The following is a 16,975-nucleotide window of genomic DNA, read 5'->3' on the forward strand; positions in this document are numbered from 1 at the left end:
CAAACACCTGTTTGTCTGGCGGAGTAGTCGGAGTAGTCATGGCCCAATCGGAAACCGTTGAACGCATTCTCGATGCTGCCGAGCAGCTGTTCGCGGAAAGGGGGTTCGCCGAAACCTCGTTGCGGCTGATTACCAGCAAGGCCGGGGTCAACCTGGCGGCGGTCAACTATCACTTCGGTTCCAAGAAGGCCCTGATCCAGGCAGTGTTCTCGCGCTTCCTCGGGCCATTCTGCGCCAGCCTCGAGCGCGAGCTGGAGCGGCGCCAGGCAAAGCCGGAGCACAAGCCCAGCCTCGAAGAGCTGCTGGAAATGCTGGTGGAACAGGCCCTGGCCGTGCAGCCACGCAGCAACAACGACCTGTCGATCTTCATGCGCCTGCTGGGCCTGGCCTTCAGCCAGAGCCAGGGCCACCTGCGGCGGTACCTGGAAGACATGTACGGGAAGGTGTTCCGCCGCTACATGCTGCTGGTCAACGAGGCCGCGCCGCGTATCCCACCGCTTGAGCTGTTCTGGCGGGTGCACTTCATGCTTGGTGCCGCAGCCTTCAGCATGTCCGGTATCAAGGCCCTGCGCGCGATCGCCGAAACCGACTTCGGCATCAACACCTCGATCGAGCAGGTAATGCGCCTGATGGTGCCTTTCCTGGCGGCCGGCATGCGTGCCGATAGTGGCGTTACCGACGAGGCCATGGCCACCGCCCAGTTACGCCCGCGCAGCAAGTCCGCTACCATCACCGCCAAAGCCTGAAGGCTGGGCGGGGCAGGGCGCTTCGGCTAAGCTAGCGCCCATGTCCGATCTCGATCTGCTGCACATTTCCCTTGCCGACCAGTGCCTGTACGGTTTCAGCCGTGGCCAGCTATGCCTGCGCCTGCCGGTTTCCACCGCGCGCAACGGTGCCGGCGAGCGCAACGGCTCGGGCTGCACGCCTTGCGGCTTGCACCAGGTGCGGGCAAAGATCGGCGCAGGCCTGCCGTTGAATGCGGTACTGGCCGGGCGGCGCTGGACCGGCGAGGTGTGGTCGCCGGCGTTGCAGGCGCAGTACCCCGGGCGGGACTGGATCCTTACCCGCATCCTCTGGCTCAGCGGTTGCGAGCCCGGGGTCAATCGCCTTGGCGCGGTCGATACCTTCCGCCGCTATATCTACCTGCACGGCACCCCGGATACGGAACCCATGGGCGTAGCGCTGTCCCATGGCTGCATACGCCTGCGCAACACCGATTTGCTCAGCCTGTTCGAGCGGGTGCCGGCGCATTGCCTGGTGCGCATCGAGCAGGCCGCTTGCCCCCAGTGGGCTTCTCTCAGTCTCCAATGAAGGATTTCCCATGACTGTCAGCCTGCAAGGCTCCTTGATGGTGGATATCGCCGGTAAATGGCTGACCGCCGAAGACCGTCACCTGCTACGCCAGCCTGAAGTGGCCGGCCTGATCATCTTTGCCCGTAACGTCGACAGCCCGCGCCAGGTGCGTGAGCTGTGCGCCTCCATTCGTGCCATACGCCCCGACCTGATCCTGGCGGTGGACCAGGAAGGCGGTCGCGTGCAGCGCTTGCGCCAGGGTTTCGTGCGCCTGCCAGCCATGCGCGCGCTGGCTGACAACGACAACGCCGAATACCTGGCCGAGCAGTGCGGCTGGCTGATGGCGACCGAGGTGTTGGCGGTTGGCCTGGACCTCAGCTTTGCCCCGGTGCTCGACCTGGACTACCAGCGCAGTGCGGTGGTCGGCAGCCGCGCCTTCGAGGGTGACCCGCTGCGTGCCACGCAACTGGCCGGGGCGTTCATCCGCGGCATGAACGCGGCGGGCATGGCGGCGTGTGGCAAACATTTCCCGGGCCATGGCTGGGCCGAAGCGGACTCGCATGTGGCCATTCCCACGGATGAGCGCAGCCTTGAACAACTGCGTCAGGCCGACCTGGTGCCGTTCACCCGCCTGAGCGGGCAATTGGCGGCAGTGATGCCGGCGCATGTCATCTACCCACAGGTCGACAACCAGCCGGCGGGCTTCTCGCGGCGCTGGTTGCAGGATATCCTGCGTGGCGAGTTGGGCTTTGACGGGGTGATCTTCAGTGACGACCTGTCGATGGCTGGCGCGCATGTGGTCGGGGATGCGGCTAGCCGGGTCGAAGCGGCGTTGAGCGCTGGCTGTGACATGGGCCTGGTGTGCAATGACCGGGCAGCGGCGGAGCTGGCGTTGAGTGCGGCGCAGCGAATGAAGGTCAAGCCCTCGCCACGGATTGCGCGGATGCGTGGGCAAGGGTTTGCGCGGACGGATTATCGCCAGCAGCCGCGGTGGCTGGAGGCGTTGGGGGCGTTGCGGGAGGCGCAGTTGGTCGATTGACCGCGCCGGCCCCTTCGCGGGCACGCCCGCTCCCACAGGTGCAGCGCTGGTTTCGAAATTAGTGTTGTATCTGTGCCGGCTCCTTCGCGGGTAAACCCGCTCCCACAGGTACGGCACCGCCCTTGAGGGCACTGATATGCCTGTGGGAGCGGGCGTGCCCGCGAAGAGGCCGGTACAGGCAGTGGAGGATTCTGGGCTAGCGCCCGCGCTTCCCGGGCAGCGGCGCAAACAGTGCCTCGATCTCTTCATCCCCCAGCCGCCATTGCCCGGCCTGCCCGCCATCGAGCAGGCTCGCTGCCAGCGCCGCCTTCTCCTGCTGCAACAGCTGGATCTTCTCTTCCACCGTGCCCCGGGTGATCAGCTTGAACACGAACACTGGCTTGTCCTGGCCAATGCGGTAGGCGCGGTCGGTGGCCTGATTCTCGCTGGCCGGGTTCCACCAGGGGTCGAAGTGGATCACCGTGTCTGCGGCCGTCAGGTTCAAACCCACGCCCCCCGCCTTGAGGCTGATCAGGAACACTTCGCTGTCACCCTGCTGGAATTGCTGTACCGGCGTGCGCCGGTCACGGGTATCTCCGGTCAGCAGGCTGTAGCGGATCTTGCGCTTGTGCAGTTCCTCCTCGATCAGCGCCAGCATCGAGGTGAACTGCGAAAACAGCAGTACCCGGCGCCCTTCGCTGAGCAGCTCGTCGAGCATTTCCAGCAGCGCGCCCAGCTTGCCCTTGTCCGCCTGGTTGCCTTTGCTTTCCACGCCTTTGACCAGGCGCAGGTCGCAACATACCTGGCGCAGCTTGAGCAGGGCGTCGAGGATGACGATCTGGCTGCGTGCGGCACCATTGCGGGCGATTTCGTCGCGGACCTTCTTGTCCATGGCCACCCGCACGGCCTCGTAGGTGTCACGCTGGGCATCGCTGAGCTCGACCCAGTGCACCATCTCGGTCTTGGCCGGCAGCTCGGTGGCCACCTGCTCCTTGGTGCGGCGCAGCAGGAACGGGCGGATGCGCTTGGCCAGGTGGGCCATGCGCTCGCCGTCGCCGTGGCGCTCGATCGGGGTGCGGTAGTCCTGGTTGAAGCGCTTCTGGTCGCCCAGCCAGCCAGGCATGAGGAAGTGGAAGAGCGACCACAGCTCGCCGAGGTTGTTCTCCATCGGCGTGCCGGTCAGACACAGGCGCTGCCCGGCCTGCAGTTCGCAGACGGCAAGGGCGGCTTTGCTGGTGCTGCTCTTGATGTTCTGCGCCTCGTCCAGCACCAGTACGTGCCAGCGCTGGGCGCGCAGGTGTTCGAGGTCGCGGGGGGCCAGGGCATAGGTGGTCAGCACCACGTCATAGGCGTGCAGGTTGGCGAAATGCTTGCTGCGCCCTGGCCCGTGCAGGGCCAATACCCGCAGGCCGGGGGCGAAGCGTTGCGCTTCGTCGAGCCAGTTCGGTATCAGGCTGGTGGGCATGATGGCCAAGGCCGGTGCACTCAGGCGACCGGACTCCTTTTCCAGCAGCAGGTGCGCCAGGGCCTGCAAGGTCTTGCCCAGGCCCATGTCGTCGCCCAGGATGCCGCCGGTGCCCATTTCTCGTAGCGCCTGCAGCCAGTTCAAGCCCTGTTGCTGGTAAGGGCGCAGGCTGGCTTGCAGGCCGGCCGGTGGTTGCACCTGCAGGTCGCGGGCATCGCGCAGGCGGCGGCCGAGATCGCGCACATGCTCGCCGCCTTCCCAATGCAGTGGCAGCCTTTCGATCTCGTTCAGGCGCGCGGCATCGGCGCGGTCCAGGCGCAGCGATGGGCCGGTGGCATCTTCGTGCAGGTACAGCTCGCCAAGGGTGCCCATGACCGCCTTGATCCGCCCGTAGGGCAGGGCGACACGCAAGGCCGGGGTGTCCAGGCGCCCGCGGTTGAGGTCGAGCAGCAGGTGCTCGTCATCGCTGCGCCGGGCCAGTTCACTGGGGCGCAGCAGTTCCGGGTTGCTGCGTAGCAGTTGCAGCACGATCGGCAGCAGGCTGTGGCGCTGGCCATCGACCACGATGCCCAGTTCCAGGTCGAACCATTCATGGCCGGGTGCCTCGTCGATGCTGGCGTACCAGTCGTCAACCTCCTGCAGGTTGAAGGCGAAGTCGCGCTGGATGTCGATGTCCCAGCCTGCCTCGCGCAAGCGTGGCAGGCCTGCGCGGGCGAAACGCAGCCAGGCTTCGTCGTCGGGAAGCTGGAGCATCTCGCCAGCGCTGTCGGGCAATGCCTTGCTCTGCCGGGTGGCGGGCTTGAAACCGAGGTCGCGCAGCACCTTGCGCAGCGCCTGCTCGGCCTGTGGCTGGCGGCGGATGCGCTGGCTGGTGTCGCCGACCAGACGGGTCAGCGGTTTGTCGTCGCTGCCGCTGGCGTGCAGGCCGTCGTAGTCGAATGCCAGCGCGGCGCGGTGTTGCATCTGCCGTTGCATGCGGCCGGTCTTGGGCATGTAGGCACTGAATTCGAGGCTGCCGAGGGTCAGCCTCCCTCTTGGCGTGAGGTCTTCGATTTGCCGGGTGCTAACGGCTGTGGGGGTAGGGACGTGGCGGTTCAAGGCGTTCAATCGATGGCTCAAGGGAACGACCAGGTGTTCGGGAACAACAGGTGCACGTGCGAGCTGGCTGGCAATGAAGGGGTCGAGGTCATGGCGCAGTGTGCCGGTCTGATGCGAATGCCTGTCCACATAGTACATGGGCTCGATGGGCAGTACCTGCAGCTGCAAGTGGCCATCGTGATACCAGGCGCCGCGGTAGCTGCCATTGTCCAGCCTGACCCAGCGGAACTCGGCATGCAGCTCCGGCCCGGGAGACAGTGGCGCAGCGTCGTCTTCGAACAGCAGGCGATCAGTGGCCAGGGCGTAGCTGTAGAGCTCCGCGCCCTGCTTGCCTTCCAGTTGCACCACGGGCGTAATCGTCTTGCTGCGGGCATCGATCAGGCGCAACAGTCGGGCGTCGTCCTCCGTGACATAGCGGGGGGTGTAGTAGATCATCTCGGGCATTGATGTGATGCGACCGATCTTCAGTGTGCCGTCTGTCTGCCGGGTGCCTTTGATCGGTTCGAGCCGCCATTGCTCATGATCCAGGTGAATACGGTAATAGATTGCCGGGCCTTTGCGTGCGGGTTCGCGGGAGGCCGCGGGTTGGGACGGCGACTCGAGTGCCTGGACCCACAGGTTGAGGTCCGGTGGCAGCGAAAGCGCGGCCTGCTCCGGCGGGGCTGCAGCGTCAAGGCCGTCTGTTCCGTCCTGCAGTTGCAGCAGCGCTGCAACGCAGTGCTTGCAGTTGAGCCCGACGGGGCAGGAGCAGCGCCCGAACACGCGCAGGTCACCGTGATTGACGAGCAGCTGGATGGTCTGCTGGTAGGTCTGGCCGGCCGAGCCCTTGCAGATTGCCTCGACCGTTGCGCCATGCTGCGACAGGATGCGCGTCCGCTCTTGGGCCGCATAATTGCGGCCTCGTGCCAGTGCGCCAGCCTCGATGAACTTCACCCAGCCGGGGTGGGCCCTCAGCAGTTGCTGCGCATCGCCGCTGCTCACATCACTGCTCCATCATCTCCGGGTCCATCACCGGCATCTTCGGCGTGCCCGGTGGCGTCACTTTCAGCAGCAGCGCCAGGTGCCCGCCGTCAAGGAAGGTCAGCTGCCCACCCTTGACGTTGCTGTTGCTCTGCTTGAACTGCTCGCTTTGCAGCACACTGCCGTTGCCGTCCAGCTGGTTGACCCAGAAGTTGGCCTCGACCGCGATGAAGCGGCCCTCGGTGATGCTCAGGTTGCCTTCGATGGGGAAGTGGCCGAACTGCTCGGCGCCTTCGCCCAGGGCGATGCGGCTGGGTTCGCTGCCAACCCGCTGCTGCCAGGCCTTGTGCATCAGCACGGTGTAGTCGGCAGTGGCTTCCAGGCGGGTGGCTTCGTCTTCCAGCGCCGGGCGGCGCTCGGCGTCCTTTTCCAGGCGCGGGGCGCCGGCGCTCCAGTTTTCCGGGGCAAACGGGCTGGTAAAGGCGGGCACGCTGTTCTGCCGCACCAGGATCATTTCCACCTGATACAGGCCTTCGGCGAAGGCGGCCGGGGCGAACAGCGCCAGCAGCAGGGTCAGGCAACGGATGGCACGCATGGATCTTCCTTAAGCAGGCTGTGGGGTCAGGCGCTCGAACAGCGCCTCCAAGGTATTGAAGCGTTCGTCGGGGCGTTCCATCGGTACCAGGAAGCGGAACTGGGTGGCGCCTTCGAACTTGTAGCGTTTGGGCTGGCCCTGGATCAGCTTGATCAGGGTCAGCGGGTCGACCGGGGTTTCGGCCTCGAACTCGATTTTGCCGCCATTGGGGCCGGCATCGACTTTCTTGATGCCGAGCTTTTCCGCCTGCAGCTTGAGCGAGGTCAGGCGCATCAGGTTCTTGGTCGGCTCGGGCAGCAGGCCGAAGCGGTCGATCATCTCCACCTGCAGGTCCTTGAGGCCTTCTTCGTCGGCGGCCGAGGCGATGCGCTTGTACAGGATCAGCCGTGCGTGCACATCGGGCAGGTAGTCCTCGGGGATCAGGGCCGGCAGGCGCAGGTTGATCTCCGGGCCGCCGCCCAGCGGTTGCTCCAGGTTGGGCTGGGTGCCCTTGCGAATCGCCTTGACTGCGCGTTCGAGCATTTCCATGTACAGGGTGAAGCCCACTGCCTGGATCTGCCCGCTCTGGCCTTCGCCCAGCAATTCGCCGGCACCGCGGATTTCCAGGTCGTTGGTGGCCAGCACGAAGCCGGCACCAAGGTCCTGGGTGTTGGCGATCGCCTCCAGGCGTTTCTCGGCATCGGCGCTGACCTTCTGCCGGGTCGGCGTCAGCAGGTAGGCGTAGGCCTGGTGGTGGCTACGGCCAACCCGGCCGCGCAACTGGTGCAGCTGGGCCAGGCCAAACTTGTCGGCACGCTCGATGACGATGGTGTTGGCGCTGGGCACGTCGATGCCGGTTTCGATGATGGTCGAGGCCACCAGCACGTTGAAGCGCTTGTGGTAGAAGTCGCTCATCACCTGTTCCAGCTCGCGCTCGCGCATCTGCCCATGGCCGATGCCGATGCGCGCCTCGGGGACCAGTTCGGCAAGGTCGGCGGCGCATTTCTCGATGGTTTTCACATCGTTGTGCAGGTAGTACACCTGGCCGCCGCGCAACAGTTCACGCAGCAGCGCTTCCTTCACGGTGCTCTTGTTCTGCTCCATGACGAAAGTGCGAACCGACAGGCGGCGCGCCGGTGGCGTGGCGATGATGGACAGGTCGCGCATGCCTGCCACGGCCATGTTCAGCGTGCGCGGAATCGGCGTGGCGGTGAGGGTGAGGATGTCCACCTCGCTGCGCAGGGCCTTGAGCTGTTCCTTCTGGCGCACACCGAAGCGGTGCTCTTCGTCGATGATGGCCAGGCCCAGGTCCTTGAAGCGCACGTCGTCCTGCAGCAGCTTGTGGGTGCCGATGAGGATGTCGATCTTGCCTTCGGCCAGGTCGGCGGCGGCGGCGGCCACTTCCTTGGCCGACTTGAAGCGGCTCATCACCTCCACGGTCACCGGCCAGTCGGCGAAGCGGTCGCGGAAGCTGTTGTAGTGCTGCTGGGCGAGCAGGGTGGTGGGCACCAGCACGGCCACCTGGCGGCCACTGTGTACGGCAATGAATGCCGCGCGCATGGCCACTTCGGTCTTGCCGAAGCCGACGTCGCCGCACACCAGCCGGTCCATCGGCTTGGGCGCGAGCATGTCGGCGCGCACGGCTTCGATGGCGGCCTGCTGGTCCGGGGTTTCCTCGAACGGGAAGCCGGCGCTGAAGGTGGCGTAGTCGGCGGCCGGGTCGGCGAACGCATAGCCCTTGCGTGCGGCGCGGCGGGCATAGATGTCGAGCAGTTCGGCGGCGACATCGCGTACCTGTTCGGCGGCCTTGCGCTTGGCCTTCTGCCAAGCCTCCGAGCCCAGCCGGTGCAGCGGCGCCAGGGCATCGTCGCTGCCGGTGTAGCGGGCGATCAGGTGCAGGTTGGCCACGGGCACGTACAGCTTGGCGCCCTCGGCGTATTCCAGAGTCAGGAACTCGGCGGCCTGGCCTTCGATTTCCAGGGTTGCCAGGCCCAGGTAGCGGCCTACACCATGGTCGATGTGCACCACCGGTGCGCCTTCGCGCAGCTCGGTGAGGTTCTTGATTACCGCGTCGTTGGCGGTTTCGCCGCGCTTGTCGCGGCGGCGGCGCTGCATGACGCGTTGGCCGAACAGCGGGCTTTCGGCGATGAGGGCGATGGCCGGGTCGTCCAGCAGCAGGCCGTCGTCTAGTGGGGCAATGGTTATCGCCAGGCGCTCGGCGCCGGTGATGAAGTCGGCCCAGCCATCGACGCTCTGTGGTCGCAGCTTCAGCCGCTCGAGCAGCTCCAGCAGCACTTCGCGGCGGCCTGCCGATTCGGCGGTGAACAGCACGCGCCCGGGGAACTGGTCGAGGAAGCTGGCCAGCTCGGCCAGCGGCTGGTTGGCCTTGGCCTCGATCGCCAGGTTGGGCAGCGCGCGCGCCGGGAAACGCTCGCGGCCAACCCCGGAGTCGAGGTCCTCGCTACTGACCACCACCCGTGGCCATTGCTTGAGCCGGGCAAAGCAGTCTTCCACCGGCAGGAACAGCTCGGCGGGCGGCAGCAAGGGCCGGCTCAGGTCGCCACGGCGCTCTTCATAACGCCCGCGTACGTCGTTCCAGAAATGCTCGGCGGCCTGTTCCACGCCGGGCAGCGAGAACACCTGGGTGTCGGCCGGCAGGTAGTCGAACAGGGTCGACGTCTCTTCGAAGAACAGCGGCAGGTAGTACTCGATACCGGCAGGGATGATGCCGCTGGCCAGGTCCTGGAAAATCGCGCTGCGGCGGAAGTCGACATCGAAGCGTTCGCGAAAGCGCGCCTTGAAGCGGGTCACTTCCTCTTTCTGCATCGGGAACTCGCGCGCCGGCAGCAGGCGTACCGAGTCGACCTTGTCGATCGAGCGCTGGGTCTCGGGGTCGAAGGTGCGCAGGGTTTCGATCTCGTCATCGAACAGGTCGATGCGGTAGGGCAGCTTGCTGCCCATCGGGAACAGGTCGATCAGCGCCCCGCGCACGGCGAACTCGCCATGCTCGTAGACGGTATCGACACAGCGATAGCCGCTGGCTTCCAGGCGCGTGCGCATCTGTTCGACGTCGATGGTCTGGCCGACGTCCAGCACCAGGCTGCTGCCCAGCAGGAAGCGGGTTGGTGCCAGGCGGTGCAGGGCGGTGGTGACCGGCACCACGAGGATGCCATGGCTCAGCTCCGGCAAGCGGTACAGGCTGGCGATGCGCTGGGAGATGATGTCCTGGTGCGGTGAGAACAGGTCGTAGGGCAGGGTTTCCCAATCGGGGAACGGCAGCACCGGCAGGTCCGGGGCAAAGAAGCGGAGTTCCTGTTCCAGACGATCGGCTGCCTGGCTGTCGGCAGTCAGCAGCAGGGTGAAGCGGCCCGCGCTGCTGGCGGCCTCGGCGATGGCCAGGCTGAGGGCGGCTCCGGGCAGATTACCCCAGGTTTGTTTGCCGGCCGTGGCCGACATTTGCGGTAGGCGCAGAACTGACACGGGAGATTGCACTCCAAGCGTTGCGGCAAAGAGATCGATTGTACCGGTGACGGTGCCGGCTGTCAGGCTCGAAAGGGCATGAACGCTGGCGCGCGTGCCGCGACAGGCGCTCATTGCCGGTTACGCGTTGGGGCGTCATAATGTAGCCCCTTTTTTCTGTCCCTACATGTGGAAGGTTCCCGTGACTCAGAAGCCCGACCAGTGTCTTGGTGAGTGGATCGATCGTGAAGCCCTGGCTGAAGCGATGATCCCGCTTATCGGTCAGCTCTACCGCAACAACAATGTGGTGAGCTCGATTTATGGCCGTAGCCTGATCAACCGTTCGGTTATCTCGATCCTCAAGGCGCACCGCTTTGCGCGCCATCGTCAAACCGACGAAACCGAACTGTCCGTCCACGAGACATTCCCCCTGCTCAAGGCCATGAGCGAGCTGAAGCTGGGCGCCGCCTCGGTCGACCTCGGCAAGCTGGCCAACAAGTTCAAGCAGGAAGGCAATGGCCGTACTGCCGAGCAGTTCGTCCGTGAAGAACTGGCCGAAGTGGTTGGCCAGCAGAACGCTTCGGCGCGCAAGGGCACCGACGTTGTGCTGTACGGCTTCGGCCGCATTGGCCGCCTGCTGGCGCGCATCCTGATCGAGAAGACCGGTGGCGGCGACGGCCTGCGCCTGCGTGCCATCGTCGTGCGCAAGGGCGCCGAGAACGACCTGGTCAAGCGTGCCAGCCTGCTGCGCCGTGACTCGGTGCACGGCCCGTTCGATGGCACCATCACCATCGACGAAGCCAACAACACCATCACCGCCAACGGCAACCTGATCCAGGTGATCTACGCCAAGAGCCCGAGCGAAGTCGACTACACCCAGTACGGCATCGAAAACGCGCTGATCGTCGACAACACCGGCGTATGGCGTGATGCCGACGGCCTGGGCCAGCACCTGGCCTGCCCGGGTGCTGCCCGCGTGATCCTCACCGCACCTGGCAAGGGCGCGCTGAAGAACATCGTGCACGGCATCAACCACGGTGACATCGCTGCCGATGACAAGATCATCTCGGCCGCTTCCTGCACCACCAACGCCATCGTGCCGGTGCTCAAGGCCATCAACGACCAGTACGGCATCGTCAACGGCCACGTCGAAACCGTTCACTCGTTCACCAACGACCAGAACCTGATCGACAACTTCCACAAGGGCAGCCGCCGTGGCCGTGCCGCGCCGCTGAACATGGTCATCACCGAAACCGGCGCCGCCACTGCTGCCGCCAAGGCACTGCCAGTGCTCAAGGGCAAGCTGACCGGCAACGCCATTCGCGTACCGACGCCGAACGTTTCGATGGCCATCCTCAACCTGAACCTGGAAAAGCCCACCTCGCGCGACGAGATCAACGAGTACCTGCGCCAGACCGCCATGCACTCGGAACTGCACAAGCAGATCGACTACGTCAGCTCGCAGGAAGTGGTTTCGACCGACTTCGTCGGCTCGCGCCACGCCGGTGTGGTCGACGCTGAAGCGACCATCGCCAACGATAACCGTGTTGTCCTGTACGTCTGGTACGACAACGAATTCGGTTACAGCTGCCAGGTGGTTCGCGTGATGGAAGAGATGGCCGGTGTGAACCCGCCAGCGTTTCCGCGCTGATTCGCTTGTAAGGCAATGAAAAAACGGGAACCTTCGGGTTCCCGTTTTTTTATGCTTGCCGTGGGTTGTGTGGCGCTCGATTTACGCCACACCTCAAAACCCAAGGCAAGCCTCCAGGACCTGAAACCGTGCGCGCGCCCTTACTGCTCACCCTCATGCTGCTTACCGCCTGCAACCAGGGCCCCACCCTGGAGCGCCTGGGCGGCCCGACAATGGGCAGCAGCTATAGCATCCAGTATGTGCGGGAGCCCGGCGGCCCGGCACCGGCCCAGGTGCAAGCAGCGGTGGAAGCCATCCTGCAGGGCATCGATCAGCACTACTCGACCTACCGCGGCGACTCTACCGTCAGCCAGTTCAACCAATTGCCCGCCAATCAGTGCCAGGCTATGCCCCCCGACATGCTCGAACTGGTCAGCCTGGGCCAGCAACTGGCCGAGCAGAGCGATGGCGCCTTCGACCTCACCGTCGAGCCGTTGCTCGACCTGTGGGGCTTCGGCCCCCAGGCGCGCCACACGCAGGTGCCCGACCCGCAGGCCCTGGCGCGGGTGCGCCAGCGGGTCGGCTACCGGCACCTGCACATCCAGGGCCAGGCCCTGTGCAAGGACGCCCCGGTGCAGCTCGACTTCAACAGCATGGCCGCCGGCCATGCCGTCGACCTGATCGCTGCGCGCCTGCAGGCCATGGGTGTCGCCAGCTTCGTCGCCGAAGCGACCGGTGAGCTCAAGGCGGTCGGCCGCAAGCCTGACGGCAGCCCCTGGCGCATCGCCCTGGAGCTGCCCCGCGAAGATCGCCAGATCGCCCGGCAGATCATTCCGCTCAATGGCCTTTCAGTATCAACCTCGGGTGACTATCGGCACTATTTCGAGGACAATGGCCGGCGCTATTCGCACACCTTCGATGCCCGCCTCGGGCGCCCGGTGCAGCACGACCTGGCCGCGGTCAGCGTGCTCGATGCCTCGGCACTGCGGGCAGACGGCTATTCGACGCTGCTGTTGATCCTGGGCCCGCAACGCGGTTGGGATTTTGCCGTGGCGCATGGCCTGCCTGCGGTGCTGGTGACTCGGGTCGAGGGTGGCTTCGTCTCCCGAGCTACGCCCGCGTTCGAACGGGCAGTGAAAGGCGAGTGAAAGCACAAGCAGGGATGATCGCCGCCAGGGAGTGGGTGAACCACATGTAGTGCGGGCAAAATTGGCCTACGACGCGACCAAGGGTTAATGTGCGCGGCGTTCACGCTTGATTAGACTGCACCCGAATTTTCTCATGGCGCCCTGGCGGCATGATCGCGCCCCGCGAGCGACCGTGGCTTGCGGGCCAGTTCTGAAGGAGTACGCATGGCTGTCTACAACTACGACGTAGTGGTGCTGGGTTCCGGCCCGGCCGGGGAAGGCGCGGCAATGAACGCCGCCAAAGCAGGGCGCAAGGTGGCGATGGTCGACAGCCGTCGCCAGGTCGGGGGCAACTGCACCCACCTGGGTACCATCCCGTCCAAGGCACTGCGTCACTCGGTGCGGCAGATCATGCAGTTCAACACCAACCCGATGTTCCGTGCCATCGGCGAGCCGCGCTGGTTTTCGTTCCCCGACGTGCTGAAGAGCGCCGAGAAGGTCATTGCCAAGCAGGTGGCCTCGCGCACCGGCTATTACGCCCGTAACCGCGTGGATGTGTTCGTCGGTACCGGCAGCTTCGCCGACGAGCAGACCATCGAAGTGGTCTGCCCGAACGGCGTGGTGGAAAAGCTCAACGCCAAGCACATCATCATTGCCACCGGCTCGCGCCCCTATCGCCCGGCCGACATCGACTTCAACCACCCGCGCGTCTACGACAGCGACACCATCCTCAGCCTCAGCCACACCCCGCGCAAGCTGATCGTGTACGGCGCCGGCGTGATCGGTTGCGAATACGCCTCGATCTTCAGCGGCCTGGGCGTGCTGGTAGAGCTGGTGGACAACCGCGGCCAGTTGTTGAGCTTCCTCGATTCGGAAATTTCCCAGGCGCTGAGCTACCACTTCAGCAACAACAACATCACTGTGCGCCACAACGAAGACTACGAGCGTGTCGAAGGCCTGGACAACGGTGTGATCCTGCACCTGAAATCGGGCAAGAAGATCAAGGCCGACGCCTTGCTGTGGTGCAACGGCCGTACCGGCAACACCGACAAGCTGGGCCTGGAAAACATCGGCATCAAGGTCAACAGCCGCGGCCAGATCGAGGTCGACGAGAGCTACCGCACGAGCGTGCCGAACATCTACGGTGCCGGTGATGTGATCGGCTGGCCGAGCCTGGCCAGTGCCGCCCACGACCAGGGCCGCTCGGCAGCGGGCAGCATCGTCGACAATGGCAGCTGGCGTTTCGTCAACGACGTGCCGACCGGCATCTACACCATTCCCGAGATCAGCTCGATCGGCAAGAACGAGCAGGAGCTGACCCAGGCCAAGGTGCCGTACGAAGTGGGCAAGGCCTTCTTCAAGAGCATGGCCCGTGCGCAGATTGCCGGCGAGCCGCAAGGCATGCTGAAGATCCTGTTCCATCGCGAAACCTTGGAAGTGCTGGGCGTGCACTGCTTCGGCTACCAGGCTTCGGAAATCGTCCACATCGGCCAGGCGGTGATGAACCAGCCGGGCGAGCTGAACAACCTGAAGTACTTCGTCAACACCACGTTCAACTACCCGACCATGGCCGAAGCCTATCGGGTAGCTGCTTACGACGGCCTGAACCGGCTTTTTTGAGCGGCTCCGACCGGTGGCCTGAGCCGGTCGGAGAGACCGATTTCAACCCTGCCCGAGGGTGGTCTTGGCCAAACCGGGAAAGTCTGTAATCAGGCTGTCCACGCCAAAGTCAGCGAGCCGGCGCATCAGTGCCGGTTCGTTGACCGTCCACACCGACACGTGCAAACCCTGGCTCTGCGCTTTCAGCAGGCGCTCCGGCGTGCACAGTGTCCAGTTCAATGCCAGCAGGTCACAGCCGTAGTTCTGCGCCACCTTCAACGGGTCGAGCCAGGCGTATTCGGCCACCAGCCCGCGTTTCACGTCCGGCACCAGTTCCTGTGCGGCGCCCAGCACTTCGCGCGAGCTGGAGGTGATGGTCACCTTGTCCAGCAGGCCGTACTGCTGGGCCAGTTCACGGATCGCCAGCACGGTGGTGGCGGCGCGGGTGCGTGAAGCGCTTTTCACTTCCAGCTGCCAGTGCTCGAACGGGCACTTCTGGAACAGTTCTTCCAGCCGCGGGATGGGGCAGGGCTGGACGTGGCCCGGGCCGCCCTTGCGGGCGTCGATCCGGACCAGGTCGGCGGCGGTGTGTTCGACCACCTTGCCGCGCTTGCCGGTGGTGCGTTTGAGGGTGGGGTCGTGAATCACCATCAGCTCGTTGTCGGCCGACAGGTGCAGGTCCAGCTCGCAGCGGGTCACGCCGTGGGCCAGGCATTGCTGGAAGCTCTTCAGGGTATTCTCGGGCGCTTCGCCCTTGGCGCCGCGATGGCCGTAGATCAGGGTCACGTTCGTTCCTTCAAATCAGGGAAAAATGGGCTCAGGAGGCGGGGTCGTTCTGTTCCAGCTGCTGGCGCCGTTGTTGTTGCTGGCGCTGCAGGATGTAGCGCGCCAGCAGTTGACGCTGGGCGTCGGTCATGTCGGTGAATTCGGTGCCGACCTCGAAGCCGCCCTCCGGGCGCGGGTCGCAATGGCTGACCTTGCCGCGCAGCAGCAGGCCATGAGCCCGCGGCATCAGCACCATCTTCACCTTTACCCGGGTACCGGGAGCCAGCCGCGTGGCTTGGGTGAATTCGATGCCACCCTCGGAAATGACCACCGGCTGGGGCTGGCCCACTTCGCCGATCAGGGTCTGGGCAACCACCGCGCTGAGCAGGTCGAGGCGTTTGTTCTGCGCGCGCAGGAACGCGGCGAGGGTGCGGTCCTTTTCGCTCAGCTGACGCAGCAGGTGCTGCGACTCGAAGTCGGACAGGTGCAGCTCGCTGAGCAGGTTGAACAGCGGCGAATCATCTTGCAACACATCTGGGTCAAGGGCTTCGGCCGCGCTGAGGGGGCTGATTTGAAGTGCGATCTGATCTTCGATGCGGTAGTATTCGCGGCGATCTTCTTCGTCTAATGTCGTCATGGCGAACCCAAGGTAGCGGCGGTGGTCCGAGTGTAAAGCCGCCGTAGGCGCCTCGCCACAAGGACGTTCCCTTTCATCCGAACAAGCCCCGACATGTTCAGACCTCTTTTCGCATTCATCGGCACGCGTTATACCCGTGCCAAACGTCGCAATCACTTCGTCTCGTTCATTTCCCTGACCTCGATGATCGGCCTCGCCCTGGGCGTGGTGGTGATGATCGTGGTGCTCTCGGTGATGAACGGTTTCGACCACGAGATGCGCACCCGCGTGCTGGGCATGATCCCGCATGCCACGCTGGAGAGCGGCCAGCCCATAGCCGACTGGCCGGCCCTTGCCCAACAAGTAAAGCAGAATCCGCAGGTGCTGGCGGTTGCGCCGTTCACCCAGATGCAGGGCCTGCTGACCCATGACGGCAAGGTGCAGAAGGTGCTGCTCAACGGTATCGACCCAGCCCGCGAGCGCGAGGTGTCGATCATCGACAGGTTCGTTCTGCAGGGCCGCCTCGACCAGCTGGCGCCGGGCGAGTGGGGCATCATGATCGGCGACAAGGCCGCGGCCAAGCTGGGGGTGTCGATTGGCGACAAGCTGACCTTCGTCGCCCCCGAGGTCAGCGTGACCCCGGCCGGCATGTTCCCGCGCATGAAGCGCTTCACCGTGGTCGGTACCTTCCACGTCGGGGCGGGCGAGATCGATGGCTACCTGGGCCTGACCAACATCAGCGACCTGTCCCGCCTGCACCGCTGGAAACCCGGCCAGGTGCAGGGCCTGCGCCTGAAGTTCGACGACCTGTTCCAGGCGCCGCGAGTGGCCTGGGACATCGCCCAGCGCCTGGGTGACCAGGAATTCTACAGCCGTGACTGGACCCGTACCCATGGCAACCTGTACCAGGCGATCCGCATGGAAAAGGCCATGATCGGCCTGCTGTTGCTGCTGATCGTGGCGGTGGCGGCGTTCAACATCATTTCCACCCTGGTAATGGTGGTCAACGACAAGCGCGGCGACATTGCCATCCTGCGCACCCTGGGCGCCACGCCCGGGCAGATCATGCTCATCTTCATGGTCCAGGGCACGGTGATCGGGGTGATCGGTACCCTGATCGGCGCCGTGGTCGGGATCGTCGCCGCGCTGAACGTCAGCGCGGTGATCGCCGGCATCGAGAAACTGATCGGGCACAAGTTCCTCAATGCCGACGTGTACTTCATCGATTACCTGCCGTCGCAGATCCAGGCCCAGGACGTGTACATGGTCTGTGCTGCGGCGCTGGTCCTGAGTTTCTTCGCCACCCTGTACCCGGCCTGGCGTGCGGCCCGCACCCAGCCTGCAGAGGCGCTACGTTATGAGTGAGTCGCG

At 64.9% G+C, this 16,975-nt stretch carries 12 protein-coding genes; 7 read left to right on the forward strand and 5 right to left on the reverse strand.

Annotated elements, in window-relative coordinates; genetic code table 11:
* Nucleotides 1-38 precede the first annotated feature (38 nt).
* Genes HU763_RS08705 through nagZ form a run of 3 tightly spaced genes read left to right on the forward strand, consistent with a single transcriptional unit; the run spans nt 39 to nt 2,332 of the window.
* The gene (locus HU763_RS08705) at nt 39-746 is read left to right on the forward strand and encodes a TetR/AcrR family transcriptional regulator (RefSeq protein ID WP_186690499.1); all 708 of its coding nucleotides are present in this window, start codon (nt 39-41) and stop codon (nt 744-746) included.
* A 40-nt stretch (nt 747-786) separates the two neighbouring features.
* Entirely contained in the window at nt 787-1,311 is a 525-nt protein-coding gene (locus HU763_RS08710; RefSeq protein ID WP_170029097.1) for a L,D-transpeptidase, read from the forward strand.
* 22 nt (nt 1,312-1,333) lie between these two features.
* Complete coding sequence (nagZ, locus tag HU763_RS08715) at nt 1,334-2,332, forward strand: beta-N-acetylhexosaminidase (protein WP_186690520.1); 999 nt, start codon at nt 1,334-1,336, stop codon at nt 2,330-2,332.
* Nucleotides 2,333-2,528: 196 nt separating this feature from the next.
* On the opposite strand, the gene HU763_RS08720 is transcribed toward nagZ, so the two are convergent.
* The 3 genes from HU763_RS08720 to mfd are packed head-to-tail and all read right to left on the reverse strand — an operon-like array spanning nt 2,529 to nt 9,888.
* Nucleotides 2,529-5,855, reverse strand: a complete 3,327-nt coding sequence (locus HU763_RS08720) for a DEAD/DEAH box helicase (RefSeq protein ID WP_186690501.1) — start codon at nt 5,853-5,855, stop codon at nt 2,529-2,531.
* Between the two features lies 1 nt (nt 5,856).
* Nucleotides 5,857-6,429, reverse strand: a complete 573-nt coding sequence (locus tag HU763_RS08725) for a CsiV family protein (RefSeq protein ID WP_170029099.1) — start codon at nt 6,427-6,429, stop codon at nt 5,857-5,859.
* Between the two features lie 9 nt (nt 6,430-6,438).
* Nucleotides 6,439-9,888, reverse strand: coding sequence for a transcription-repair coupling factor (mfd, locus tag HU763_RS08730; RefSeq protein WP_186690502.1), 3,450 nt, complete (start codon nt 9,886-9,888; stop codon nt 6,439-6,441).
* Between the two features lie 166 nt (nt 9,889-10,054).
* Here mfd and HU763_RS08735 point away from each other — a divergent pair, with 166 nt between their 5' ends.
* From HU763_RS08735 to sthA, 3 genes are all read left to right on the forward strand, one after another.
* Complete coding sequence (locus HU763_RS08735) at nt 10,055-11,518, forward strand: glyceraldehyde-3-phosphate dehydrogenase (protein WP_186690505.1); 1,464 nt, start codon at nt 10,055-10,057, stop codon at nt 11,516-11,518.
* Between the two features lie 128 nt (nt 11,519-11,646).
* Nucleotides 11,647-12,645 carry an FAD:protein FMN transferase gene (locus HU763_RS08740; RefSeq protein ID WP_186690507.1) on the forward strand — a complete coding sequence of 333 codons (999 nt, stop codon included), beginning with the start codon at nt 11,647-11,649 and terminating at the stop codon, nt 12,643-12,645.
* Nucleotides 12,646-12,849: 204 nt separating this feature from the next.
* A complete protein-coding gene (gene sthA / locus HU763_RS08745) occupies nt 12,850-14,244 on the forward strand; it encodes a Si-specific NAD(P)(+) transhydrogenase (protein ID WP_170029103.1) in 1,395 nt (464 codons plus the stop codon).
* Between the two features lie 42 nt (nt 14,245-14,286).
* Here sthA and HU763_RS08750 read toward each other — a convergent pair whose 3' ends face one another.
* Both HU763_RS08750 and HU763_RS08755 read right to left on the reverse strand, forming a co-directional pair.
* The gene (locus HU763_RS08750; protein WP_170029104.1) at nt 14,287-15,009 is read right to left on the reverse strand and encodes a glycerophosphodiester phosphodiesterase; all 723 of its coding nucleotides are present in this window, start codon (nt 15,007-15,009) and stop codon (nt 14,287-14,289) included.
* A 31-nt stretch (nt 15,010-15,040) separates the two neighbouring features.
* Complete coding sequence (locus tag HU763_RS08755) at nt 15,041-15,625, reverse strand: PilZ domain-containing protein (RefSeq protein WP_186690509.1); 585 nt, start codon at nt 15,623-15,625, stop codon at nt 15,041-15,043.
* Between the two features lie 93 nt (nt 15,626-15,718).
* Here HU763_RS08755 and HU763_RS08760 point away from each other — a divergent pair, with 93 nt between their 5' ends.
* Nucleotides 15,719-16,969 carry a lipoprotein-releasing ABC transporter permease subunit gene (locus HU763_RS08760; protein ID WP_200626903.1) on the forward strand — a complete coding sequence of 417 codons (1,251 nt, stop codon included), beginning with the start codon at nt 15,719-15,721 and terminating at the stop codon, nt 16,967-16,969.
* Nucleotides 16,970-16,975: the final 6 nt, after the last annotated feature.

It is taken from the genome of Pseudomonas anuradhapurensis (assembly GCF_014269225.2).
GTDB lineage: Bacteria > Pseudomonadota > Gammaproteobacteria > Pseudomonadales > Pseudomonadaceae > Aquipseudomonas > Aquipseudomonas anuradhapurensis.